The following is a 22763-nucleotide window of genomic DNA, read 5'->3' as shown; positions in this document are numbered from 1 at the left end:
GATCGGACCGGGGGGATCATACGCCCACCTCGCGACGCTGCTCGGTCAGACGCCAGTCCTCGGTCGCATAGACCTCCTCGAACATGGTCTTCACCGACGGACGCGACTGGCCAAGGGTGCCGATGGATTCGGACTGTTTGCCAGCTTCCCGGACCTGGGCGACGGCCTCGGCCTCGGCTTCGGTCTGCTGATCGTCGGACCATTCTCCGAGCGCGATCAGGTGCTGCTTCAGACGCGCGACCGGATCGCCCAGCGGCCATTTCTCGTGCTCGTCGCCCGGGCGGTAACGGCTGGGATCATCAGAGGTCGAATGCGGTGCGCCGCGATAGGTGAACAGCTCGATCACCGTCGCGCCCTGGTTCGAGCGGGCGCGTTCCTCGGCCCACTGGGTCGCGGCCCAGACGGCAAGGAAGTCGTTGCCGTCCACCCGCAGGGCCGGCAGGCCATAGCCGATGGCCTTGGATGCGAAGGTCGTCTCCAGCCCGCCCGCGATGCCCTGGAAGGAGCTGATGGCCCACTGGTTGTTGACGATGTTCAGGATCACCGGGGCCCGGTAGACCGAGGCGAAGGTCAGGGCGTTGTGGAAGTCGCCTTCGGCCGTAGCCCCGTCGCCAATCCAGGTGATGGCGATCTTGTCGTCGCCCTTGTAGGCGCTGGCCATGGCCCAGCCCACGGCCTGGGGCACCTGGGTGCCCAGATTGCCGCTGATGGTGAAGAAGCCATAGTCCCTGGCCGAATACATGATCGGCAACTGGCGACCCTTGATGGGGTCTTCGGCGTTGGAATAGATCTGGTTCATCATCGCCGTCAGCGGATAGCCGCGCGCGATCAGCAGGCCCTGCTGGCGATAGGTCGGAAAGCCCATGTCCTCGCGGCTGAGGATCATGCCCTGGGCCACGGCGATGGCCTCCTCGCCGGTGCATTTCATGTAGAAGCTGGTCTTGCCCTGGCGGTGGGCGCGGTGCATCCGGTCGTCGAAGGCGCGGGTCAGAATCATGGCCTTCAGACCCCGACGCAGGGTCTCGGCATCCAGACGTGGGTTCCATGGCCCGACGGCCTGGCCTTCGTCATCCAGCACGCGGACAAGCCGGAAAGCATGATCGCGCATGTCGAACGGTTTTGACCCGACGTCGGGGCGGTCGACCGCACCGGCTGCGTCCAGGATCAGGTGCGAAAAATCAGGCGCGTCGCCCGGACGGCCCGAAGGCTCCGGCACGCGCAGGCTCAGCGGTTGGCTATTCTTTGTCATTCGTCCTTGCCGTCCGGTTGATCCGACCGCGCTTCCTCGTTGCAAGCCCATTAGCATGGCATGGGTTCCGAGGCTCTTCCAAATCTGACCTTGCAATGTGCCGTTTTAGGGTATTTTGTTGCGCCATAACAAGAAATGGAGAAACGCTTTGGCTGACGACCTCGACCCCATCGACGCCCGCATCCTGGATATCCTGCAGCAGGATGCGGGGCTGTCGGTCGCGGAGGTGGCTGATCGCGTGGGCTTGTCGGCCTCGCCCTGCTGGCGGCGCATCAAGAGACTGGAGGATTCCGGTCTGATCCGCAAGCGGGTCACCCTGCTGGACGCAGCGCTGCTGGGACTGGATTTCGAGGTCTATGCCATCGTCAAGCTGAGCCTGCCCTCGTCCGAGAATCTCGATATCTTCGAAGCCGCCGTCGCCAAATGGCCTGAGGTCGTCCAGTGCGCGACGATCACCGGCCGCGAGGATTATGTGCTGCGGATCATCACGTCGGACATGCATGCCTTCGATAAATTCCTGCGCGAGAAACTGTTGACCCTGGGCATCGTTTCCGACTGTGCGAGCCATATCGTGACCCGCGGCGTCAAGAATGTGACGGCCCTGCCCCTGGGGATCATCACCCCCCACGTCGCCAACTGAAGACCGAGGAACTGCCCATGATCGAGATGGTGATCGACGCCCGCCGCAAGGATCTGGGCGGGTTCGAGGTGGGGCGGATCCTGCCGTATGCGCGGCGTCGCATGGTCGGGCCGTTCATCTTCCTGGACCAGATGGGCCCTGCGGAGTTTGCAGCCGGGTCCGAGGCGATCAATGTGAGGCCTCATCCGCACATCGGCCTGTCGACCCTGACCTATCTGTTCGAGGGCGAGATCATGCACCGGGACAACACCGGGGCCACCCAGGCCATCCGGCCCGGCGAGGTGAACTGGATGACGGCAGGCAAGGGCATCGTCCATTCCGAACGGACCGATCCGCTGAAGAAGGCAACCGGCGGGCCCATGCATGGGATGCAGGCATGGATCGCCCTGCCGGACCACAGGGAGGACTGCGATCCGGCCTTCCTTCACTACGGCGAGGACGATCTTCCGGCCTATGACCACGGCGGGCTGTTCGCGCGGCTCGTGGCAGGAGAGGCCTATGGAGCCAGTGCTTCTGTCCAGGGGGAATCACCTCTGTTCTATGTCCACTGGGACCTGCAGGCCGGGGTCCGCACGGCACCGCCGCCTGGCAAGGGGGCGGGCGGCTATTCCGAGCGGGCGCTGTTTGTTGCCAAGGGCACGATCGAGGTGGGTGACCGGGAGTTCCATGCCGGTCAGTTGATCGTTCTGGACCCAAACGCCGAGCCGACCGTGAAGTCTGTCACACCGTCCACGGTGATGGCCCTGGGCGGCGAGCCGGTCGGGGAGCGATTGATCTGGTGGAATTTCGTGGCCTCGTCTCAGGCCCGCATCGATGCCGCCAAGGCGGACTGGCAGGCGGGCCGGATGTCCCTGCCTGCCGAGGATGATCTTGAATTCATCCCCCTGCCGGACGAGCCGTCGATCAATGCGACGACCACAGGGCCCGTCGAGCCGAAGCCGACCGATCCGGTCTGAGGCCCTTTCAGGTTCCGGCTCGGCCGCCTTCCGTTTTACGCCGCAGACCTGTCCTGGGCGTCCCGGGCTTCGGGGGACAGTTCGAGCAAGGCCGTGATCTGGTCCGGCGTCATCGGATGCCCGATCAGATGGCCCTGGGCCTGGTTGCATCCCTCGGCTCGCAGGATGTCCAGCTGGGCACGCGTTTCTACGCCCTCCGCCAACAATTTGACGCCAAGGGCAATCGACAGGTCGCTGATGGCGCGGATGATCATGGTGGCGTCCTTGCGCTCACCCAGCGGCGTGACGAAACAGCGATCAATCTTGATCTTGTCCACCGGCAGCCGGCTCAGATAGCCCAGGCTGGAATAGCCGGTCCCGAAATCGTCCAGCGCGATCTGGAAGCCCATCCGCCGCAACTGTTCCAGGTTGTCGAGCACGACCGGCTCCGCACGGAGCAGGACGCCCTCGGTGATCTCGAACTCGAAATGACTCGCCCTGACGCCGTACTGGACCAGCAAGCTGCTGACCATGTCGGCAAAGTTCGGAGATTTGAGCTGGATCGGCGAGACATTGATGGCGATCTTCAGCCCCGGCCACAGGACCGAATCCGCAAACGACCGTTCAATGGCGTAGCGCCCCAGTGTCTCGGCCAGCCCGGCCGTCTCCGCGAGGGGCACGAACAGGGTCGGGGACACCGGGCCGCGCGTGGGATGCGGCCAGCGCATCAGGGCTTCCGCGCCGATGATCACGCCGGTTTCGTCAATCTGGGGCTGGTAGACCATTTCGAGGCCGCCCGACTGAAGCGCCTGACGAAGTTCGACTTCGAGGTCGAGGTGAAGCCTCTGGGTGTGATCAAGCGACGGCTCGAAGAAGGCAACCGCCGCACCCGAGGTCAGGGCAGCAGCGGCAGCCAGCCGCGCTTGTCTCAGTGCATTCTGCGGCGAGGTAATCGGCCGAGCGGGGAAGTTGACTCCGATCGTGCTGGCCACAGCCATGTCGCCGATGGGGGTTATCAGCGGTAGATCCATCAGTCGGTTGATCTCTCCCCCAACCAGTGCGGCCTTGAATTCCGGGGTTGCCGGATGGAGCACAGCCAGCATGTCTTCCCCGACCCGGGCGACCACGCCACTGCTGCCAAAGGACGTGACGAGCCGCCCGCTGAGGTCGCGCAGAAGTTCATCCCCGCACGCCTCGCCAAGGCGCGCGTGAATTTCGTTCAGCCGGTCCAGCTTGATGCACAGGATCGCGATTTCCGTCTGAGAGGTGGCCGCTTCGCGACCATGGAACGCGATTGCCTCTGCAAAGCCTTCGGCATTTGGCAGTTCGGTCACCGGGTCGGACCGGAGACGATACTCGGCATGGGCCCGGCTGGCGCGCTCGGTGTTTCTGAATTTGCGAAACTGCCCGAGCAGGACGTATCCGGATCCGATCAAGCCAGCGTCAATGATCAGCAGGGCATGACCCGCGTCCGGGTCGGAAGCCGCGCGCGCGACAAGGACGACAACCAGGCTGACAAAGGTCACCAGCGCCACGAGGGTGACCCCGTCCATGGTGCGGCGGGCCCACGCCTCTGTCGGGGCCGGGTCCAGCCGGCGTTTCCATGCGCTCGAGCGTTTCACGTGGGTAATGATCTGCAGGGCCAAGAGTGAACAGTCAGGCCTCTCCAGGGGCCATGAGACAGCCTACAGCGCTCGCGGATTAAAAATTCCTAAGCTTAACCATGGTTGTTCGGCGAACGCAGGTCCTCAAAAAAGTTCAGGAGCGCCCCGGTGACTTCGGCAGATCGCTCCTGCTGGATCCAGTGCCCGGCCCCGGGCAGCACCGTCTGTGACCGCAGATCTGTCAGCCAGTCCTTGAGTCCGCCCTCATGCTGGCCCGCATAGTGGCGCACCGGATCGCGCTCCCCGACCATGAAGGCAGACGGAACAACGATTCTCTGGTCCTGAAGGAAAGCCGTCAGGGACCAGTTCAGGTCAAGGCAACGGTACCAGTCCATCGGTCCCTTGAACCCGCCGGCGGAAAAGGCCGTGACGTATTCGGCGAAATGCTCTGCGCTCATCCAGGGGGGAAGCGTGGCGTCATCGGCGACCTCGGAAATGAAGTCCTGGCCTTCGGCGATGAAGCCGGTCGACTGGCGTTCCTCCGGCGCAGCGCCGTCATAGGCATAGAAGCCCTTGCGCAGGGCCGAGGGCACGTCTGTCTCGAAGATTGCGTGGGCGTCGGGGGCCTGGAACTGGGTCATGTACAGGGTCCCGCGTCCCAGCCGTTTCGCGATCGCCGTCATGGCCGGAGTGGGCGGGCCCTTGGCGCGACGGGGCTGGAACGGAACCGAAAGTCCGAATACCGCCCGGAACAGGTCGGGTCGCAGAAGCGCGCAATGCCAGGCGACCGGCGCGCCCCAGTCATGGCCGACCACGAAACAGTCGCTGCGACCCAGGGCGCGCACCAGATCGACCATGTCTCCGACGAGGTTCAGAATCGAATAGTCCAGGGTCTGCGCCGGTTTGTCGGTGCCACCATAGCCCCGCATGTCCGGCGCGACCGCGCGATAGCCCGCATTGCCGAGCGCCTCGACCTGGGCCCGCCAACTGATCCCCAGTTCCGGAAAGCCGTGGATCAGCAGGACCAGCGGGCCGTCGTCCGGTCCGGCCTCCAGCACCTGCTGGCACAGGCCGTCGGTCTGGATCAGGCGTGTGTGCATGTTGGCTCCCGCGAGAAGGGCTGGCACCGAAGCCCGCCTCGTGCATTTGTCCGGTCATGACACGCATCACCAGCTTTGCCGACGGTACGTCGGTTCCGGTTCTCGGCCAAGGGACATGGGAGATCGGCGACGATCCCGCCACCCGCGATTCCGAGATGGCCGCCCTGTCGCGCGGGATCGATCTGGGGCTCACCCTGATCGATACGGCCGAACTCTATGGCAACGGAAAGTCGGAACGGCTGGTCGGCGAGGTCATCGCCGGGCGGCGGGACGAGGTGTTCCTGGTGTCCAAGGTCAAGCCCGAGAACGCCTCCGAGATGAAGATGATGCTGTCCTGCGAAAAGTCGCTGGAGCGGCTCGGGACCGATCGGTTGGACCTCTACCTGCTGCACTGGGAGGGACGGGTGCCGCTGGAGGAGACGGTCGCCGCCTTCGAGGAACTGGTCGACGAGGGCATGATCACCCGGTGGGGCGTGTCCAATCTCGACATGAAGGCGATGCGGCGGCTGGACGCCATCGAAGGGGGAGAGCACTGCGCAGCCAATCAGCTGCTGTATCACCTCGGCTCACGGGGCATTGAGTTCGATCTGCTGCCCTGGATGCAGTCGCGGGACATGCCCATGATGGCCTATTCACCGCTCGGGCGGGGGGGACTGCTGGAGCATCCGGTCATCAACGCCATCGCTGACCGGCACGATGCCTCGCCGGCCCAGATCGCGCTGGCGGCCATCCTGCGTCAGGACGGGATCATCGCCATTCCCAAGGCATCCTCGGTCGCGCACGTCGAGGCCAATGCCGAGGCGCTGGAGATCCAGTTCGACGCCGAGGATCATGCGGAACTGGACAGGGCGTTTCCGCCGCCGACCAGCGAACAGCCGCTGGACATCATCTGAGGGATTGCCCCTCCACCGCTCTTCGGGCGGTCCCACTCCCCATTCGCGAGCGAATGGGGAGGACAGGTCGGATCAGGCGGCGGCCTTGTGGTTGGCGAAGCGGCCGTAGAAGGTCTCGCCGGAGGCCGCCATGTCGCGCAGAAGCTGCGGGACCTTGAAGCGGTCGCCATAGCGGGCGGCATAGTCATCGGCCTGGGCCACAAAGGCCGCAGCGCCCATCTGGTCGATGTAGGTGATCGGGCCGCCGGTCCAGGGCGCGAAGCCCCAGGCCAGGATGGCACCGACGTCGGCTTCGCGCGGATCGTCGATGACGCCCTCTTCCCAGCAGCGCGCGACCTCGACCGCCTGACGGAACAGCAGGCGCTGCTTCTGGTCGGCGATCATTTCGGGGGTCGAGTCGTTGATCTTCACCGGAGCGAGTTCGGACAGGCCCTTCCACAACGTCTTGGGCTTGCTGTCATAGTCGTAGAAGCCCTTGCCGTTCTTGCGGCCGTAGCGTCCCAGCTCCTCGACCATCTTGCGGACGATCTCGGCTCCGGCCAGCGGCTCATAGGCATCGCCGAGGTCCTCGGCCGTCTGTTTGGCGATCTTGACCGACAGGTCCAGCGCGACGTCGTCATGCATTTCCAGCGGCCCGCGGGGCATGCCCGTCATGCGGCCAATGTTGTCGATCAGGGCAGGGGCATAGCCTTCTTCCAGCATGGCCAGACCCTCGGCGACATAGGTGCCGAAGCAGCGTGACGTGTAGAAGCCGCGGCCGTCGTTGACGACAATCGGTGTCTTCTTGATCTTCATCACATAGTCGAGCGACTTGGCGATCGCTGCCTCGCCGGTCTTTTCGCCCAGGATGATCTCGACCAGCATCATCTTGTCGACGGGCGAGAAGAAGTGGATGCCGATGAAGTCTTCCGGACGGACCGAGGCGGTCGCGAGGCCGCTGATCGGCAGGGTCGAGGTATTGGAGCCGAACACGGCACCGGGCTCAAGCTGGGCCTCGGCACGTTTCGTCACATCGGCCTTGATCTCGCGGTTCTCGAACACGGCCTCGATCACCAGGTCGGAGCCCTTGATCAGGTCGTAGTCGGTGGTGGCGGTGACCGAACCAAGAAGGGCGTCGTACTTGGCCTGATCGATCTGGCCGCGCGACAGGCGCTTCTTGAGCAGGTCGGCGACGTGGGCCTTGCCCTTGTCGGCGGCGTCCTGGTCGCGGTCGATCAGGATGGTCTCGATTCCGGCCAGGGCCTGAACATAGGCGATGCCCGCGCCCATCATGCCGGCCCCGATGACGGTGACCTTCTTCGGGTCGGACTTCGGCACGCCCGCGGGACGAACAGCACCCTTGTCGAGATCCTGTTTCGACAGGAACAGCGAGCGGATCATGCCCTGGGCCTGGGGGGTCATCAGGGTCTTGATGAAGTAGCGGGTCTCGATCCGCAGGGCGGCATCCATCGGGACCTGGACGCCTTCATAGACGGCCTTCATCAGGTTGGTCGCAGCCGGATAGTTGCCATAGGTCTGCTTGCGGATCATCGCATTGCCGACCAGGAAATTCTGGATGCCGGCAGGATGGTAGGGGCCGCCGCCGGGCAGTTTGAAGCTCTTGTCGTCCCAGGGCTGGACGGCCTTGCCGCCGCCCTTGATCCAGGCCTTGGCAGCCTCGACCTCGGTGCCGGCGGTGACGACCTCATTGATGAAGCCCGCGCCCTTGGCGTCGTTCGGACGGAAGGACTTGCCCTCGGTCATGGCCATCATGGCCGCCTGCACGCCGATCAGGCGAGTCAGACGCTGGGTGCCGCCACCGCCCGGGAACAGGCCGACCTTGATCTCGGGCAGGCCGAGCTGGATCTTCGGGCTGTCGCCGACCACGCGATAGTGACAGGCCAGCGTCAGCTCCAGCCCGCCGCCAAGCGCCAGGCCGTTGATGGCCGCAGCCACCGGCTTGCCGCAGGTCTCGAGGGCACGCAGGGCCCCGTTCAGCTTCCAGCCGCTGTCATAGGCTGCCTGCAGGTCGCCGCCGCCGATCATGCCGCCGGCCATGTCGCCGAGGTCGGCGCCGGCGCAGAAGCCCGAGGCCTTGCCCGACGTCAGGACCGCACCCTTGATGGCGTCATCGGTCTTGATGCGTTCGACCAGTTCCGGGATCTCGGCCATCACGCCCGAGGTCAGGGTGTTCATCGAGCGTCCGGGGACGTCGAAGGTGATCAGGGCGATGCCGTCGGCATCGACGTCGATCTTGAAGTTTTCCATGGTCAGTTCCCTCAGACGCGTTCGATGACGGTGGCGGTGCCCATGCCGCCGCCGATGCACAGGGTGATCAGGGCGGTCGACTTGCCCGACCGCTCCAGCTCGTCCAGCACGGTGCCGGTGATCATGGCCCCGGTGGCACCCAGCGGGTGGCCCATGGCGATGGCCCCGCCGCAGACGTTCATCTTGTCGTGGTCGATATCCAGCGCCTGCATGAAGCGCAGGACGACGGCGGCGAAGGCCTCGTTCAGCTCGTACAGGTCGATGTCGCTGGACTGCATGCCCAGACGGGCCAGCAGCTTGTTGGCCACGAACTCAGGGCCCGTCAGCATGATCGAGGGCTCCGATCCGATCGAGGCGGCACCGAGAATGCGGGCGCGGGGCTTGAGGCCTGCGGCCTGACCGGCCTCGAGGCTGCCGATCAGCACGCCGGCGGAACCGTCGACGATGCCGGACGAGTTGCCGGGGGTATGCACATGGTTGACGCGCTCGACCTCGGGGTAGCGCTGGTTGATCACGGCATCGAACGCCATCTCGCCCATCATGGCAAAGGACGGGTTCAGGGCCCCCAGGGTCTGCATGTCGGTGTTCGGACGGATGGTCTCGTCACGGTCCAGACGCGTCAGGCCCAGTTGATCCTTGACCGGAACGACCGAGCGATTGAACCGGCCCTCGGCCCAGCTTCGCGCCGAACGCTTGTGACTTTCGACGGAGTAGGCGTCGACGTCATCGCGGCTGAAGCCGTATTTCGAGGCGATCATGTCGGCGGAGACGCCCTGGGGCACGAAATAGGTCGGAAAGGCGCTGGACGGATCGACCGGCCAGGCCCCGCCATCACTGCCCATCGGGACGCGGCTCATGGCCTCGACGCCGCCGCCGACAGCGAAGTCGGCCTCGCCGGACTTAACCTTGGCCGCCGCCATGTTCACGGCTTCCAGGCCGGAGGCGCAGAACCGGTTCACTTGCACGCCCGCCGTCAGCTGCGACCAGCCTGCGCTGAGCACGGCGGTTCGGGCGATGTCGGCACCCTGTTCGCCAACGGGCGAGACGCAGCCGAGGATGACGTCATCCACCTTCGATGTGTCGAGATCGTTGCGGTCGCGCAGGGCCTCCAGAACCTGGGTGGCCAGGCTCAGCGCCGTGATCTCGTGCAGGGAACCGTCCTTCTTGCCCTTGCCGCGCGGGGTGCGGACGGCGTCGTAGATATACGCTTCGGCCATTTGAGTGCGTCTCCAATAAGGACGGTTTCTTGGTTGGGTTCGTAAAAGCCTACGTTTACGTCAACGTCAAGTAACAAGCCGTGTGATCGCGGGCGTCGGCCTATTGGGCCAGCATCCCGCCATCGATCTTGAACTCCGATCCTGTGACGAATTTCGACTCGTCCGAAGCCAGATACAGAACGCAGTAGGCGACATCATCGGGCTCGCCGATCCGCTTCAGCGGGATCCCGCGTGTCAGGCGTTCGTGGGCCTTGGCCTCGTCGCCGCCCGCCATTGCGATGAAGGGGTCCAGGATCGGGGTCTTGATGAAGACGGGATGCACCGAGTTGCTCCGGACGTTCCAGTCCATCTTGGCGGCCTCCAGCGCGACGGTCTTGGTATACATCCAGACCGCTGCCTTGGTGGCGTTATAGGCCCCCATGCCAGGCGCGGCCGCCAACCCGGCGACCGACGAGATGTTGATGATCGAACTGGGGGCCGAGGCGCGCAGATGCTTCATGGCGTGCTTGCAGCCCAGCATGATGCTCTCGATGTTGATCGCCTGGACCCGGCGCCAATTCTCGATCGTGTCGGTCTCGACGAATTTCAGATCACCGCCGATGCCGGCATTGTTCACCAGGATCGACAGCCCGCCCATGTCGGCAACGGCCGCCTCGACCACATAGGCCCAGGCCGCCTCGTCGGCGACGTCATGGGCATAGGCAAAGGCCGAGCCCGGCACCTCGGCATTGATGGCCGCCGCCAGGGCCTGGACCCCGGCCAGGTCGACATCGGTCAGGGCAACCTTCGCGCCCTGACGCGCGAGCATCCAGCCCATGGCCTGTCCGAGGCCCCCGGCCGCGCCGGTGATCAGGGCCTTCTTGCCGGCAACCCGTCCTGTCGCTGTGGTGGTCATGCTTTCGCTCCCGTCGAGGCCGCGGCTTCGTCGATCAAGCGTGCGAGTTTCACATCCAGTGCCGTCACGCCACCGGCGTCATGGGTGGTCAGCAGGACCTCGACTCGGTCGTAGACGTTCGACCACTCCGGGTGATGATCCATCCTGTCGGCCATCAGGGCCACACGGCTCATGAAGCCGAAGGCGGCGTTGAAGTCGTTGAAGCGAAGGGAGCGGGTGATTGCAGGCCGGTCTCCGTCGTGGGCGCGCCAGAAGGGGAGGCCGGACAGGGCCTCTGCGATATCGATCGGCACGTTGGCCATGGACGTTTCTCCTGCTTGGCAGCGGGCCTAACCCGCGCACCGGGTCCCGACAAGCGGTCTTCGCTGTGAAGGGAACGTATGGCCACGCTTCATCGTTAGTGCTGGCGAGTTGACGTCGGGGAGGTCAAGACCATGGACAATCTCTGGATCGCTGCCCTGCCGCGTGCGGATCAGGCACGGCTGAAACCGCATCTGCACGAAACAGCGTTCGATCGCGGGCAGATGCTCTACGATGCCGGCGAGGACGTCGGCGAGGTCTGGTTCCCGCTGCGGGGCGTGGTATCCCTGATGACCCTGCTGCCCGACGACCGAATGGTCGAGACCGGGGCGGTGGGGCGCGAAGGCATCGTCGGCGTGACCTGCGGGCCTCTGAATGCCCGTGCCGCCAGTCGCGCGATCAGCCAGATCGGCGGCGTCGCTGCCTGTTGCCCGGCCGATGTCTTTTCCGAGGCGCTCGAGGCTTCCGAGCCGATGCGGATGGCGCTGGCCAAATTCACCGAAAGCCTGTTCGCCCAGGTGCAGCAGACGGCGGCCTGCAATGCCCAGCACCGGCTGGATGAACGCCTGGCGCGCTGGCTGCTGGCCATTCACGACCGCGCCGACGGCCCCCGGTTTGATCTGACGCAGGCCGACATTGCCGGGATGCTGGGCGTTCGTCGCGCGACCGTCAGCGAAGTGGGGACGATGCTGGAGGAGAAGGGTTTGATCCATCGCGGGCGCGGATGGGTCGAGGTTCTGGACCGCAAGGCGCTGGAGGCCCACGCGTGCGGTTGCTACGCGGCCATGCGCACGGTGATGGAGGACTTGGACGTCCCGGTGCCGCATGCACGCGAACCTGAACTCGTGGACTGATCGGGCTGGCGCAGCCGACCTGCGGTGGCCTGGGCCGCTGCAGGTCGGCGAGTCTGGCCTAGCTTACGATGCGGACCTTGTAGATCGAGGCCGCGATGCCGAGGAAGGCTTCTTCGAGCAGGGCGGTGTCGCGGACGTCGAAGTAGTTGTCGGCTTCGGACGCGCAGGCCGACAGAAGATTCCGGGCTGTGTTCGAGGTGACGGCCAGAGCCACCGTATAGACCTCGATCTTCTTGCTCTTGGCGTAGTTGCAGAGCGCCGTCGTGTCGGTGTTCGTCGCCGCCAGCTGGGTCACACCAGCGTTGCCGCCGCTGGGGGCCTGGTGCAGACCGTTCGACGGGTTGAACCGCAGTGTGTTCTCGCCATCGGTCATCAGGACCATGATCTTGCGCGGGCGCGTGTTGTTCGTGCCGTAGGCCGCGCCCTGTGAGAACGGTTCTGTCGGCGACAGCACATTGATCCCCCACATCAGACCGGACGGGATGTAGGTTTCCGGCTTGTAGTTGCCGACATTCACGACCAGGGCGTTGATCGCGGCCGTGATCGTGGCCTTGCGATCCGTCAGCGGCGTGATGGCCGTGAGGCAGTTCTGGCTGGTTGCGAGCAGGCCCGGATAGGGGAAGCCGGCATTGTCGTTCAGACGGTGCGTTCCCTGCGGTCTGGAAGTGACGCAGCCGAACCAGCGCTGCACCGTCGTGGTTCCGCCTGAACAGCTCTGGTAGGGTGCAACGGGTTCGGTCCTGCATGTCTGGGGCGTGCAGTCATAGCTCTCGACCACGCCGTCACGACTGCGCGTGCAGGTTTTCGTGGCACCGCGGGTGCAGACGTTGCGCGTAGTGATGGTGGTGCAGACGCGTTGCGAGGTGGTGGAGATATCCGCCGGTACGCTCAGCCAAGAGGCTCCCCGGTTGCCGGTGCCCACATTGACGTAGTCGCCATAGGGCACGACGCCGAGTTTCACCGCAGCGTCAGGATTGGCCATCAGGGCGTTCACCAGCACATTCGAAGCGCTCTTCAGGGCAGCAATCTTGGTAACGCCGCCGCCGGCAGGCGCTGACATGGACCATGTATTGTCGAGCACGAGGACGAGTTCGATCGTCTCCATCGTGCCGCGCTCGACAACCGTTTCGACCTCCACAGGCATGGTGGGAATTCCCACCAGACCCAGAAAGATCGAGTCGACGCTCCCCGAAAGGGTCATCCGGAATCCACTGACCTCGGGGTCATGGACTTCGACCGTGGGATTGGGGTTCATCAACCGCCCGGCAATGTTGCCAGCCAGGTAGTCGACCGCGATCCCTTCGAGCTGGTCGGTGTCGATCGTCCTGCTGGAAGCTGCCGAAATGGCGGCGAGATCGATCGCGTCCTGGGCCTGGGCCTTGGCGGTATAGCCCCGGTGGAAATCGATCGCCCCGCCGCCGAGCACGATCAGGAACGGAAAGACCAGGGCGGTGATGATGGCGACATTGCCGCGCCTGCTGGACGCAAGGCTGCGGACGAAATTCGCCAGGCGTCGGGGTCCGGTCATCGGTCGTCCTCACGGCGATCGCTGCGCCGGGCGCCACCATTCAGCATCATCAGCTCGAGCCGGATCTCGATCAGCCGCTGCTCGACCGAGCCGAGCGCGAGGATGAACAGGGCGAAGGCCAGCAGCGTGGCGACCGTCACCCTCGCGGTGATGGGGATCGGCATGTCCAGCTGCAGCGCCGCCACGATCACGACCACGGCGACGGATGCGGTGAAGATCGTGGCCAGAAGGCCCACGACCTGAAGCTTGGACGTACGGGGGGCCACGCGGTTGATCCGCGAACCCTTGCGGCGCTCCCGCAACTCGATCGGAACGCCCGGAATGCGCGGGCGCCCATCGCTCTTGCGTCGCTTCTGGTCAGAAATCACGTCAGACATCGCCAAACTCCCCGATTGGCCCGGTTTATTGCCGAAGAGCAAATAATCGGTAAATCAGATGCGGCCGGAATTTGCCAAATGGGGCAGGATCATTGGTGAATAGAACATAAACCTGCAATCCTACAGAGTAAATATCCAGTCACTATAGTTTAGTTTAAGAGTGTTTACCGCGAATATTGTTATTGGGTGACGAGTATTGATTTCAGCATTGAGAGGCTGCCGAACGATCGTCGATGGCTTTCGGTTCAAGCCCTTGAGCCGCCATACCTGTCGTTGAAGAGGCCTCTTTTTTCATGGGCCCGCATCCGGTGGCGTGGGATGAACCTCAGCGACGAAACAGCCCGGTGACGCGATCCTCGCCAACGGCTACACCCCGAGCATGAGTGACAGCACGACGCGCCCCCATTCCTCCGGCGACACCTCCTCCTTCGGCTTTCGCGACGTCGATGCGAAGGAGAAGGTCCGGATGGTGCGCGGTGTGTTCGACAGCGTCGCCTCCAACTACGACCTGATGAACGACCTGATGAGCGCGGGCGTGCACCGGCTCTGGAAGGATGCGGCGGCGGCCCGATTGAACCCGCGTCCGGGCGAGGTGATCCTGGATGTTGCAGGCGGAACCGGCGACATGGCGCGTCGCTATTCGAAAATGGCGCGCCGGGCCCAGGAGCGGCGGGGCGATCCGTCGGACACCAACCGCGACGCATCGGTCATCGTGCTGGATTACAACGCCGAGATGATCCTGGCCGGCGTGGACAAGGGCGGCGAACCGGAGATGTCCTGGTCCGTCGGTGACGCCATGGCCCTGCCGCTGCCGGATGCCAGCGTCGATGCCTATTCGATCAGTTTCGGAATCCGTAATGTCGCTGACATTTCAGTGGCCCTGTCGGAGGCACGGCGCGTGCTGAAGCCCGGGGGACGGTTCCTGTGCCTTGAGTTCTCCCGCCCCACGACCGGGGCGATCCGCAAGGCCTATGACGCCTGGTCCTTCAACGCCATTCCCGCCATCGGCCAGTGGGTGGCCAAGGACAGGGACAGCTACCAGTATCTGGTCGAAAGCATTCGCCGCTTCCCTGACCAGACCACCTTCAAGAGGATGATCGAGGACGCCGGCTTCCGCAGCGTGACCGTCACCAACATGGCCGGTGGTGTGGCCGCAATCCATCACGGGTGGGCGATCTGACCTATCCGACCCGCTACAGGACGGCCCCCACGGCACCGGTCGCCCAGCCGGTGCGTGATCCGCTGGGCGCGGCCTGGCGGCTGATTGGCTGGATGGGTGTGCTGGCCAAGTATGATGCCCTGGTGCCGCGCGAACTGACGCCCCTGCTGCCCGGCTGGAGCCGACCCCTGACGGGGCTCGTCCATCTGTTTGCCCGCCGCGAGGGCCGCGAAGGCCGACCCGGCGAACGGCTGGGCAAGGCGTTCGAACATCTGGGGCCTGTTGCGATAAAGCTCGGTCAGGTGCTGGCGACGCGGGCCGACATCTTCGGCATCCAGTTCGCCAAGGATCTGGGACGGCTGAAGGACAATCTGCCACCGTTCCCGACCGAGCAGGCCCGGCGCGAGATCGAGCGGTCGATCGGCCGGACCACGGATCAGCTGTTCACCGAGTTCGGCGATCCCATCGGAGCCGCCTCGCTGGCCCAGGCCCATCCGGCGCGGCTGGCGGACGGGCGCAAGGTCGCAGTCAAGGTGCTGCGGCCCGGCGTGGAACGCCGGGTAACGTCCGGCCTCGACGCCATGCGGCTGGGGGCCCGGATCGTGCACCGTCTGGTGCCATTGTCACGCCGTCTCGAGCCCAAGGGATTCGTCGAGACCATTGCCCGGTCGATGGAACTGGAACTCGACATGCGGCTGGAAGCGGCCGCCGCCTCCGAGCTCAAGGACATCATGGCCAAGTCCGGTCACATGTCCGCTCCGGCCGTGATCTGGGAAGGGGTCGGCAAGCGTGTGCTGACGCTCGAATGGGCGACTGGCATGCCCATGACGGATCCGATGGCAGCCGAGCAGCCGGGCCTCGACAAGAATGGCTTGGCCGACAACGTCGTGCGCGCCTTCCTGATCCAGGCGCTGGATCACGGGACCTTCCACGCAGACCTGCACGAGGGCAATCTTTTTGCCAGCGCCCCGGCCGAGGTGATGGCTGTCGACTTCGGGATCGTCGGACGCCTCGGGCCCGGCGAGCGACGCTATCTGGCGGAGATCCTGTGGGGCTTCCTGACCCGCGACTATCCACGGATTGCCCAGGTCCATTTCGAGGCCGGCTATGTGCCGCCGCACCATTCGGTCGAGGCCTTTGCCCAGGCCCTGCGGGCCGTCGGCGAGCCCGTGATCGGCCGTGCGGCCTCGCAGGTCTCGATGGGACGCCTGCTGGGTCAGCTGTTCGAGATCACGGCCCTGTTCGACATGCATCTGCGCCCGGAGCTGATCCTGCTGCAGAAGACCATGGTCTCGGTCGAGGGCGTGGCCCGGCGGCTGAATCCCGACCACGATCTGTGGGAGGCGGCTCGTCCGGTGGTCGAGGCCTGGATTTCGCGCGAACTGGGACCTCGTGCCAAGGTCCGCGATGGCGTGATGGAACTGATCACTGGCGCCAAGGCCTTGTCGCGGCTGGTGCAGGAGCCGCCCGTCACCCAGACCGTGATCGTCGAACGGAACAAGACACCGGCCTGGATCGCTATGGGCGTTGTCGTCGCCACGGTGGCCTCCCTGGCCGCCCTTGTTCTGTCGCTTTGGCCGATCATGACGGGCTGACGATCCGTCTGTCCCGGAGCCTGCCCTGTGAAAACGCTTATCGCCACGACCGCTGCCCTGATGGCCCTTGCGGGTCCGGTTCTGGCACAGACGCCGCCTCAGGGCACGGCGCGCAACCTGAACACCGGCGTGTCGGCGGGCACATTGCCCAACACCTTCGACGCACCGGCCGCGTCGACCGTTCGGGTGGCACCGGCTCCCGTGGCACCAGCGGTCGAGGCCGCGCAGAGCGCGCCGTCAAGCCCGGCCGTCGTCGCCGCGACCGAGACGGCCCTGAAGGCGACGATTGCCGCAGGCCAGTCGGGCACACTGAATTATGCCGACATGACCGAGGATCTGGCGACCCAGGTCCGGCCGCGCTCTGCCACCCTGACCCCCATCATCCAGGGCTTCGGTGCCCTGAAGTCCGTCGAACATCGCGGCCGCGAGAATGGGGCCGAGCTGTTCCTCGTGACCTTTGACAAGGCCGTGACGCAGTGGATCGTCGGCCTGAATCCGGAAGGCAAGATCACCGTCCTGCTGTTCCGACCCGCACCGGCCCCGGCCGCCTGATCAGTCCTGGGCGGTCGGCTTGCCCCGGCCGCTCTTGATGCCGGCCCGGTGGGTCTTGGCGACGAGGCGACGTTCTTTCGAAGCCCGCGTCGGTCGGGTCGGCACGCGGTAGACCGGGGCGATCGAGGCCTCGTCGACCATGGCCTGAAGCCGGGCGATGGCGTCGGCGCGGTTGCGCTCCTGGGTCCGGTGACGCACGGCGTTGATCAGGATGAACCCGTCCAGCGTCAGGCGGCTTCCGGCCAGTTTCATCAGGCGCTGCTTCACGGACTCGCTCAGGGACGGTGAGTTTAGGGCGTCGAACCGCATCTGGACGGCGGTCGAAACCTTGTTGACGTTCTGTCCGCCTGGTCCGCCTGCCCGATAGAAGCGGAACTCCAGCTCGTCTTCCGGAATGACGGTCAACGGATGACCCGCTTCGCCCGGACGACCGCCTGATCGAGGGCCTGCAGGAACCGGGAGCGGTCTGCGGGGCCGAAGGGGGGAGGGCCAGACGTGGCCACGCCCATGGACCGCAGATGCTCGCCCACCATCCGCCCGGCCAGGGCAGAACCGATCGAGTCCGGCGTGAACGGCTGTCCATTGGATTTGAGCGCCTGTGCCCCGGCCTTGAGGCAGCGATCGGCGAGCGGGATGTCGCTGGTGACGACCACGTCGCCCGGGCCTGCGCGCTCTGCGATCCAGTCGTCTGCAACGTCGGGCCCCTCATCGACCACGACCTGTTCGATAAAGGCGGCGCGCGGGGTATTGATCCAGGTGTTGGAGACCACGAACACCTTCAGCCTGTAGCGATCGGCGACGCGATAGACCTCGTCCTTCACCGGACAGGCATCGGCGTCGATGTAGATGATGGGACCGGACGTCATGCCCGGCCCCATATCATGTCTCAGTTTCCGTAGGCCACCGGCATGCCGCTGGCCTGGGTGCCGCCGGTCATGTAGCGGCGGGCCAGCAGGGTCTGGCGGGTTTCCATCGGCTGTTCGATGCCGTTGACGAAGACCGCCGTTGCAATGGACAGCGGCTCCAGCGGGTCACCCGACCAGATCACGACATCGCCAGCAGCCCCGGGTGCCAGGGCTCCGAAATCGCCCGCCATGCCGAAGATGCGCGCGGGATTGGTGGTGATCGCCGCGATGGCCGAAGCATAGGACAGGCCGTGGGAGACCGCATTGCCGGCGTTGTACCGGGTTTCCTTGGCCCGGTGGATGGAGCCGCCATTGCCCTTGATGGCAATGACCACGCCCGCAGCATCCAGTCCGGCGGCGTTTTCCATCCGCGCGGCGCGGCGCTCGAAGGAATCGGGCAGGTTCATGATCGGGTTCAGCAGCACCGGGACATTGGCCGCAGCGATCTGGTCGGCGACGAGCCAGCCTTCGGCCGCGCCGTCGAGGATCAGCCGCACGCCTTCTTCCTGGCCCAGACGCAGGACCTGCAGGATGTCGGCGGCGCGGTTGACCGTGACGATCAGAGGCATGCGACCTTCGGCGACGGGGATCAGGGCTTCCAGATCGGCCCGCGAGAGCGAGAGATCGCGCAGGCCCGCCCGGTCATAGGCCGCCTTGTTGCGGGCATAGAGGCGAACCTCGGCCAGGCTTTCCTTGAACAGGGTGAAGGTGGCGCCCCGAGCCCCGCCCGCGACCCCGGCACCGGCCTCGCCGAAGGGGGCGACCATGGCAACCCGGGGCTTGACCAGGATTTCGGTGCCCTGACCCAGATGAATGATCGAAGCCTGACCGGCGAAGAGACCCGGGGACTGCAGGCCGCCGGCACCGACGCCTGCAAAATCGCTGTCGTCAGCGTGGTTGTGGCCGCCCGATCCGCCGGGGTGCGACGGGACGACGATGGCGCGCGTGATCCCGCCCTGGCGGGCGACCGGCAGCGTGAAGGACCAGGGATCCAGGCCATAGCTGACGTCGAACGACGCGCTGATGGTGTTGGCGCTGTTGCCCTGGTCATCGGATCCGTCAACGGACGAAACTTCCGAGGTCCCCAGCCCTGAATCGACGGCGACGAAGCCAGGCGACACCGTCTTGCCGGACGCATCGACGATGCGGGCACCGGCAGGCGCGGCGCCCGTGCCGACCGAGACGATCCGTCCGCCGCGCATGACGACGGTGCCGTTCTCGATGACCGAGGTACCGGTCAGGACACGGCCTCCGGTGATGGCGACGGTGTCCTGGGCGACAGCAGGGGCACCAATTGCAAAGGCCGCGAGTGCGGCCGTGATGATGAGGCGACGCATCAGCGGGCTCCCGTATTGGCGGCGACGGTCGGCGTCCGGCCGAAGCCAGGCTGGCCGAGTTCGAAATCGGTCGTGGGCTGATAGGCCGGGTTGGTCCGGTCGTAGCTCAGTGAGCCGTCGATGAAGACCTGGTCGGCGCGGGCGTAGACGCTGAAGGGGTTGGCGCTCCAGATCACGATGTCGGCGCGTTTGCCCGGTTCCAGCGAACCGGTCTGGTCCTCGATCCCGATGGCGCGGGCGGCGTTGATGGTGATCCAGTCGATGGCATCTTCCTCGCGCGTGTTCAGGCCCAGACGCCGGCCGGCGGCGAGACCGGCCGCGGCTTCCTGGTTCAGGCGCTGGGTCAGTTCGGCATCGTCCGAATGGATGACGGCACAGGATCCCTGTTGCGCGTCGACGATGGCAGCGTTCTCCTCGATGCCGTCCAGGCTTTCCATCTTGAAGCCCCACCAGCCGGTCCACATGGCCGCGCAGATCCCTTCGCGCGCCAGGGTCGGGGCCAGTTTGTAGGCTTCGACGGCGTGGTGGAAGGTGCGGATCTTGTAGCCAAACTCATTGGCGATATCGATCATCACGGCCATTTCGTCGGCACGGTAGCAGTGGTTCTGGATCAGGATCGACCCGTCCAGCACCCCGGCCAGGGTCTCGTTCTGCAGGTTGCGGGTCGGGGGCGATCCCTCGCCGTCCGCGCGCCACTTGTCCCATTTGGCCTTGTAGTCACGCGCGGCGATGAAGGCCGCGCGGTAGCCGGCGACATTGCCCATCCCGGTCGCGGGCGACTGGTTGCGTCCGCCATAGACGCGGCTGGGGTTCTCGCCACAGGCCATCTTCAGGCCGTAGGGGGCGCCTGGCATCTTCATGCCCTGCATGGTGATCGAAGGGATGTTGCGGACCGTCACGCCGCGGCCACCAAACAGGTTGGCCGAGCCGGGCAGGATGTGCAGGGTCGTGATGCCGCCCGCCCGCGCCGTGTTGAAGCCCGGGTCCTGGGGCCAGATCGAGTGCTCGGCCCAGACCTGGGCGGTGTTGGGGCTGGTGGCCTCGTTGCCGTCGCTCATCCCCTGCACGCCGGGCGAGGGATAGACACCGAGGTGGGAGTGGACGTCGATGATGCCGGGCGTCACGAAGCGCCCGCGCCCGTCAACGACCGTATGCCCGGCTGGAACTGGCGTCGAGGCATCGCCGACAGCCGCGATCCGTCCGTCGGTGACGACGACCACGCCGTTCTCGATCTTCGTGCCGGCGGCCGTGAAGACGGTCGCCCCGACGATGGCCGTGTTTTGGCGCGGCAGGGGCTGATAGGTCGAAGGGAAGGGGTTCAGGCTGGTGGCCGGGTCCAGCCCGGTCGCCAGTGCCGCGCTTTCGGGCCGCGAATGTCCCGCGTCTGCGGTATCGGGGCTGTCCGGCGTGGTGGCGCAGGCGGAGAGCGACAGCGCTCCCGCAAGAATACAGGCGATGACGGCGGGGCTTGGGCCCCGCAGGCGATCGAAAATCATGGATTAACCCCTCATCCCCGCGACTGCGCGGGCTGTCTGAACTGGTTTCATACAAGCGAGGGGTTCGGATGACCGCAAGGTCAAAAATCATCCGCCGGTCAGGGCGTCGCAGAGACGGGCGCCCGCCGGGTGGCGGAGCACCCGATCGCTGATCAGCCCAGCGCCGTCATCAGTTCCGGAACGACCGTCTTGTAGTCGCCTACGATGCCATAGTCCGCGACCTGGAAGATCGGGGCGTCGGCGTCCTTGTTGATGGCGACGATAACCTTGGAGTCCTTCATGCCGGCCAGGTGCTGGATCGCGCCGGAAATGCCGATCGCGATGTAAAGGCCCGGGGCCACGACCTTGCCGGTCTGACCGACCTGATAGTCGTTGGGCGCATAGCCGGCGTCCACGGCGGCCCGCGACGCGCCGACCGCGGCGCCCAGCTTGTCGGCCAGCGGGTCCATGATGGCATGGAACTCCTCGGCCGAGCCCATGGCGCGACCGCCGGAGACGATGATCTTGGCTGCGCCCAGCTCGGGCCGGTCGGACTTGACCAGTTCCTCGCCGATGAAGTCGGTCCGCGCGGCGTCGGCCCCGGCGATGGTCTCGATGGCTGCCGACCCGCCCGTGCCCGCAGCGTCGAAGGCCGTGGGACGAACTGTGATGACCTTCTTGCCATCCGAAGACTGGACGGTTTCCAGCGCATTGCCGGCATAGATCGGTCGCACGAAGGTGTCTGCAGAGACGACCTCGATGATGTCCGAGATCGGCGCCACGTCCAGACGGGCCGCGATGCGGGGCATGTAGTTCTTGCCGTCCATGGTGGCCGGGGCCAGCACGGCGTCATAGCCAGCGGCCAGAGGCACAACGACCGCCTCGACGGCCTCGGCGAGCGTCTTGGCCAGTTCGGCGCTTTCGGCCAGCAGGACCTTGCGGACCCCGGCGATGGCGGCAGCGGCATCGGCGACGGCCTTTGCGCCCTGACCGACCACCAGGATGTCGACTTCGCCCAGTTTTGCGGCAGCGGTCACCGTCTTGTTCGTGGTGTCACGCAGATTGACGCCGTCGTGATCGGCGATGACGAGGACGGCCATTCAGATCGCTCCTGCGGTCTTGAGTTTGGAAACGAGTTCGGCCGCGTCAGCGACCTTGATCCCGGCCGAACGCACGGGTGGGGCGGTGACCTTCAGCACGCTGAGGCGCGGGGCGATATCGACGCCATAGTCGGCGACCGTCTTCATCGCGATCTCCTTCTTCTTGGCCTTCATGATGTTCGGCAGCGACGCATAGCGCGGCGTGTTCAGGCGCAGGTCCACGGTCACCACCGCGGGCAGTTGCGAGGCGATGGTCTGGAGGCCGCCGTCGATTTCGCGCGTCACGGTCGCCTTGCCATCGCCGATCTGGATCTTCGAGGCGAAGGTCGCCTGGGGCCAGTCGAGGAGCGCCGCCAGCATCTGGCCGACGGCATTGTTGTCGCCGTCGATCGACTGCTTGCCCATCAGGACGAGGTCCGGCTTTTCTTCCTCGACCACGGCCTTGAGGAGCTTGGCGACGGCGAGGGGCTCGAGGTCGGCATCGGACTGGATCAGGATGCCGCGATCGGCGCCCATGGCCAGGGCCGTGCGGATGGTTTCCTGCGCCTGCTGCACCCCGATGGAGACAACGACGATCTCGGTGACCGTGCCTGCGGCGTGATGATCCTTGCCGTCTTTCAGACGAACGGCCTCCTCGACGGCAATCTCGTCGAAGGGGTTCATGCTCATCTTGACGTTGGCCAGGTCGACGCCCGTCTGGTCCGCCTTGACGCGTGCCTTGACGTTATAGTCGATGACCCGTTTGACGGGGACGAGAACCTTCATGATACGATCCACACAAGTGCCGGAATGTTGGCGCAG

22 protein-coding genes are annotated in these 22763 nt (G+C 65.4%); 7 read left to right on the top strand and 15 right to left on the bottom strand.

The annotated features are described in order from the left end of the window. Positions 1 to 16: 16 nt before the first annotated feature. Positions 17 to 1249, bottom strand: coding sequence for a 3-methyl-2-oxobutanoate dehydrogenase (2-methylpropanoyl-transferring) subunit alpha (locus GGR13_RS01905; RefSeq protein ID WP_183211763.1), 1233 nt, complete (start codon positions 1247 to 1249; stop codon positions 17 to 19). A gap of 148 nt (positions 1250 to 1397) precedes the next feature. Between GGR13_RS01905 and GGR13_RS01900 the strand changes: the two genes are divergently transcribed. After that, positions 1398 to 1889, top strand: coding sequence for an Lrp/AsnC family transcriptional regulator (locus GGR13_RS01900; RefSeq protein WP_183211762.1), 492 nt, complete (start codon positions 1398 to 1400; stop codon positions 1887 to 1889). A gap of 17 nt (positions 1890 to 1906) precedes the next feature. Continuing rightward, the gene (locus GGR13_RS01895) at positions 1907 to 2845 is read left to right on the top strand and encodes a pirin family protein (protein WP_183211761.1); all 939 of its coding nucleotides are present in this window, start codon (positions 1907 to 1909) and stop codon (positions 2843 to 2845) included. Between the two features lie 35 nt (positions 2846 to 2880). Here the strand turns inward: GGR13_RS01895 and GGR13_RS01890 are convergent, their stop codons facing one another. Together GGR13_RS01890 and GGR13_RS01885 are read right to left on the bottom strand one after the other, a co-directional pair. Then, a complete protein-coding gene (locus GGR13_RS01890; RefSeq protein WP_183211760.1) occupies positions 2881 to 4470 on the bottom strand; it encodes a putative bifunctional diguanylate cyclase/phosphodiesterase in 1590 nt (529 codons plus the stop codon). Positions 4471 to 4541: 71 nt separating this feature from the next. Continuing rightward, a complete protein-coding gene (locus GGR13_RS01885) occupies positions 4542 to 5528 on the bottom strand; it encodes an alpha/beta fold hydrolase (protein ID WP_183211759.1) in 987 nt (328 codons plus the stop codon). 56 nt (positions 5529 to 5584) lie between these two features. Here GGR13_RS01885 and GGR13_RS01880 point away from each other — a divergent pair, with 56 nt between their 5' ends. Further along, positions 5585 to 6421, top strand: coding sequence for an aldo/keto reductase (locus GGR13_RS01880; protein WP_183211758.1), 837 nt, complete (start codon positions 5585 to 5587; stop codon positions 6419 to 6421). A 72-nt stretch (positions 6422 to 6493) separates the two neighbouring features. On the opposite strand, the gene GGR13_RS01875 is transcribed toward GGR13_RS01880, so the two are convergent. The 4 genes from GGR13_RS01875 to GGR13_RS01860 form a co-directional block, all read right to left on the bottom strand. Continuing rightward, positions 6494 to 8668: a 3-hydroxyacyl-CoA dehydrogenase NAD-binding domain-containing protein gene (locus GGR13_RS01875; RefSeq protein WP_183211757.1), complete on the bottom strand. Its 2175-nt coding sequence runs from the start codon at positions 8666 to 8668 to the stop codon at positions 6494 to 6496. Between the two features lie 11 nt (positions 8669 to 8679). Further along, a complete protein-coding gene (locus GGR13_RS01870; protein WP_183211756.1) occupies positions 8680 to 9885 on the bottom strand; it encodes an acetyl-CoA C-acetyltransferase in 1206 nt (401 codons plus the stop codon). A gap of 100 nt (positions 9886 to 9985) precedes the next feature. After that, complete coding sequence (locus GGR13_RS01865; protein ID WP_183211755.1) at positions 9986 to 10780, bottom strand: SDR family oxidoreductase; 795 nt, start codon at positions 10778 to 10780, stop codon at positions 9986 to 9988. Further along, positions 10777 to 11082, bottom strand: a complete 306-nt coding sequence (locus tag GGR13_RS01860) for a 4a-hydroxytetrahydrobiopterin dehydratase (RefSeq protein WP_183211754.1) — start codon at positions 11080 to 11082, stop codon at positions 10777 to 10779. Before GGR13_RS01860 ends, GGR13_RS01865 begins: the two co-directional genes overlap by 4 nt. Positions 11083 to 11214: 132 nt before the next feature. Here GGR13_RS01860 and GGR13_RS01855 point away from each other — a divergent pair, with 132 nt between their 5' ends. Continuing rightward, complete coding sequence (locus GGR13_RS01855) at positions 11215 to 11934, top strand: Crp/Fnr family transcriptional regulator (protein ID WP_183211753.1); 720 nt, start codon at positions 11215 to 11217, stop codon at positions 11932 to 11934. 58 nt (positions 11935 to 11992) lie between these two features. Here the strand turns inward: GGR13_RS01855 and GGR13_RS01850 are convergent, their stop codons facing one another. Together GGR13_RS01850 and GGR13_RS01845 are read right to left on the bottom strand one after the other, a co-directional pair. Beyond that, entirely contained in the window at positions 11993 to 13462 is a 1470-nt protein-coding gene (locus GGR13_RS01850) for a TadE/TadG family type IV pilus assembly protein (protein ID WP_183211752.1), read from the bottom strand. Next, positions 13459 to 13839 (bottom strand): hypothetical protein, encoded by a 381-nt coding sequence (locus GGR13_RS01845; protein ID WP_183211751.1) that lies wholly within the window; start codon positions 13837 to 13839, stop codon positions 13459 to 13461. Before GGR13_RS01845 ends, GGR13_RS01850 begins: the two co-directional genes overlap by 4 nt. Positions 13840 to 14218: 379 nt before the next feature. Here GGR13_RS01845 and GGR13_RS01840 point away from each other — a divergent pair, with 379 nt between their 5' ends. Genes GGR13_RS01840 through GGR13_RS01830 form a run of 3 tightly spaced genes read left to right on the top strand, consistent with a single transcriptional unit; the run spans position 14219 to position 17145 of the window. After that, entirely contained in the window at positions 14219 to 15019 is an 801-nt protein-coding gene (locus GGR13_RS01840; RefSeq protein ID WP_183211750.1) for a class I SAM-dependent methyltransferase, read from the top strand. After that, a complete protein-coding gene (ubiB, locus tag GGR13_RS01835) occupies positions 15007 to 16593 on the top strand; it encodes a 2-polyprenylphenol 6-hydroxylase (RefSeq protein ID WP_183211749.1) in 1587 nt (528 codons plus the stop codon). Before GGR13_RS01840 ends, ubiB begins: the two co-directional genes overlap by 13 nt. 27 nt (positions 16594 to 16620) lie before the next feature. Continuing rightward, complete coding sequence (locus tag GGR13_RS01830) at positions 16621 to 17145, top strand: hypothetical protein (RefSeq protein ID WP_183211748.1); 525 nt, start codon at positions 16621 to 16623, stop codon at positions 17143 to 17145. Here GGR13_RS01830 and arfB read toward each other — a convergent pair whose 3' ends face one another. From arfB to GGR13_RS01800, 6 genes are all read right to left on the bottom strand, one after another. After that, positions 17146 to 17550, bottom strand: a complete 405-nt coding sequence (gene arfB, locus GGR13_RS01825) for an alternative ribosome rescue aminoacyl-tRNA hydrolase ArfB (RefSeq protein WP_183211747.1) — start codon at positions 17548 to 17550, stop codon at positions 17146 to 17148. Further along, positions 17547 to 18011, bottom strand: a complete 465-nt coding sequence (locus GGR13_RS01820; protein ID WP_183211746.1) for a YaiI/YqxD family protein — start codon at positions 18009 to 18011, stop codon at positions 17547 to 17549. Before GGR13_RS01820 ends, arfB begins: the two co-directional genes overlap by 4 nt. 20 nt (positions 18012 to 18031) lie before the next feature. Further along, positions 18032 to 19387 (bottom strand): amidohydrolase family protein, encoded by a 1356-nt coding sequence (locus GGR13_RS01815; protein ID WP_183211745.1) that lies wholly within the window; start codon positions 19385 to 19387, stop codon positions 18032 to 18034. Beyond that, on the bottom strand, positions 19387 to 20883 hold the full coding sequence (locus GGR13_RS01810; protein WP_183211744.1) for an amidohydrolase: 1497 nt from the start codon (positions 20881 to 20883) through the stop codon (positions 19387 to 19389). The genes GGR13_RS01815 and GGR13_RS01810 overlap by 1 nt, the downstream gene beginning before the upstream one ends. A 152-nt stretch (positions 20884 to 21035) precedes the next feature. Beyond that, the gene (locus GGR13_RS01805; RefSeq protein ID WP_183211743.1) at positions 21036 to 21962 is read right to left on the bottom strand and encodes an electron transfer flavoprotein subunit alpha/FixB family protein; all 927 of its coding nucleotides are present in this window, start codon (positions 21960 to 21962) and stop codon (positions 21036 to 21038) included. Next, positions 21963 to 22727 (bottom strand): electron transfer flavoprotein subunit beta/FixA family protein, encoded by a 765-nt coding sequence (locus GGR13_RS01800; RefSeq protein ID WP_183211742.1) that lies wholly within the window; start codon positions 22725 to 22727, stop codon positions 21963 to 21965. Positions 22728 to 22763 lie beyond the last annotated feature (36 nt).

Source organism: Brevundimonas variabilis, assembly GCF_014199945.1.
In the GTDB taxonomy this organism is placed as follows: Bacteria; Pseudomonadota; Alphaproteobacteria; order Caulobacterales; family Caulobacteraceae; genus Brevundimonas; species Brevundimonas variabilis.
The sequence above is the reverse complement of the archived record's forward strand: the minus strand, read 5'-3'. Positions and strand labels throughout refer to the sequence as shown.

Coding starts and splice junctions, on each gene's coding strand:
- GGR13_RS01905 (WP_183211763.1), bottom strand. CDS start 1,249: ATGACAAAGAATAGCCAACCGCTGAGCCTGCGCGTGCCGGAGCCTTCG.
- GGR13_RS01895 (WP_183211761.1), top strand. CDS start 1,907: ATGATCGAGATGGTGATCGACGCCCGCCGCAAGGATCTGGGCGGGTTC.
- GGR13_RS01885 (WP_183211759.1), bottom strand. CDS start 5,528: ATGCACACACGCCTGATCCAGACCGACGGCCTGTGCCAGCAGGTGCTG.
- GGR13_RS01880 (WP_183211758.1), top strand. CDS start 5,585: ATGACACGCATCACCAGCTTTGCCGACGGTACGTCGGTTCCGGTTCTC.
- GGR13_RS01875 (WP_183211757.1), bottom strand. CDS start 8,668: ATGGAAAACTTCAAGATCGACGTCGATGCCGACGGCATCGCCCTGATC.
- GGR13_RS01870 (WP_183211756.1), bottom strand. CDS start 9,885: ATGGCCGAAGCGTATATCTACGACGCCGTCCGCACCCCGCGCGGCAAG.
- GGR13_RS01865 (WP_183211755.1), bottom strand. CDS start 10,780: ATGACCACCACAGCGACAGGACGGGTTGCCGGCAAGAAGGCCCTGATC.
- GGR13_RS01860 (WP_183211754.1), bottom strand. CDS start 11,082: ATGGCCAACGTGCCGATCGATATCGCAGAGGCCCTGTCCGGCCTCCCC.
- GGR13_RS01855 (WP_183211753.1), top strand. CDS start 11,215: ATGGACAATCTCTGGATCGCTGCCCTGCCGCGTGCGGATCAGGCACGG.
- GGR13_RS01850 (WP_183211752.1), bottom strand. CDS start 13,462: ATGACCGGACCCCGACGCCTGGCGAATTTCGTCCGCAGCCTTGCGTCC.
- GGR13_RS01845 (WP_183211751.1), bottom strand. CDS start 13,839: ATGTCTGACGTGATTTCTGACCAGAAGCGACGCAAGAGCGATGGGCGC.
- GGR13_RS01840 (WP_183211750.1), top strand. CDS start 14,219: ATGAGTGACAGCACGACGCGCCCCCATTCCTCCGGCGACACCTCCTCC.
- GGR13_RS01820 (WP_183211746.1), bottom strand. CDS start 18,011: ATGACGTCCGGTCCCATCATCTACATCGACGCCGATGCCTGTCCGGTG.
- GGR13_RS01815 (WP_183211745.1), bottom strand. CDS start 19,387: ATGCGTCGCCTCATCATCACGGCCGCACTCGCGGCCTTTGCAATTGGT.
- GGR13_RS01810 (WP_183211744.1), bottom strand. CDS start 20,883: ATGATTTTCGATCGCCTGCGGGGCCCAAGCCCCGCCGTCATCGCCTGT.
- GGR13_RS01805 (WP_183211743.1), bottom strand. CDS start 21,962: ATGGCCGTCCTCGTCATCGCCGATCACGACGGCGTCAATCTGCGTGAC.
- GGR13_RS01800 (WP_183211742.1), bottom strand. CDS start 22,727: ATGAAGGTTCTCGTCCCCGTCAAACGGGTCATCGACTATAACGTCAAG.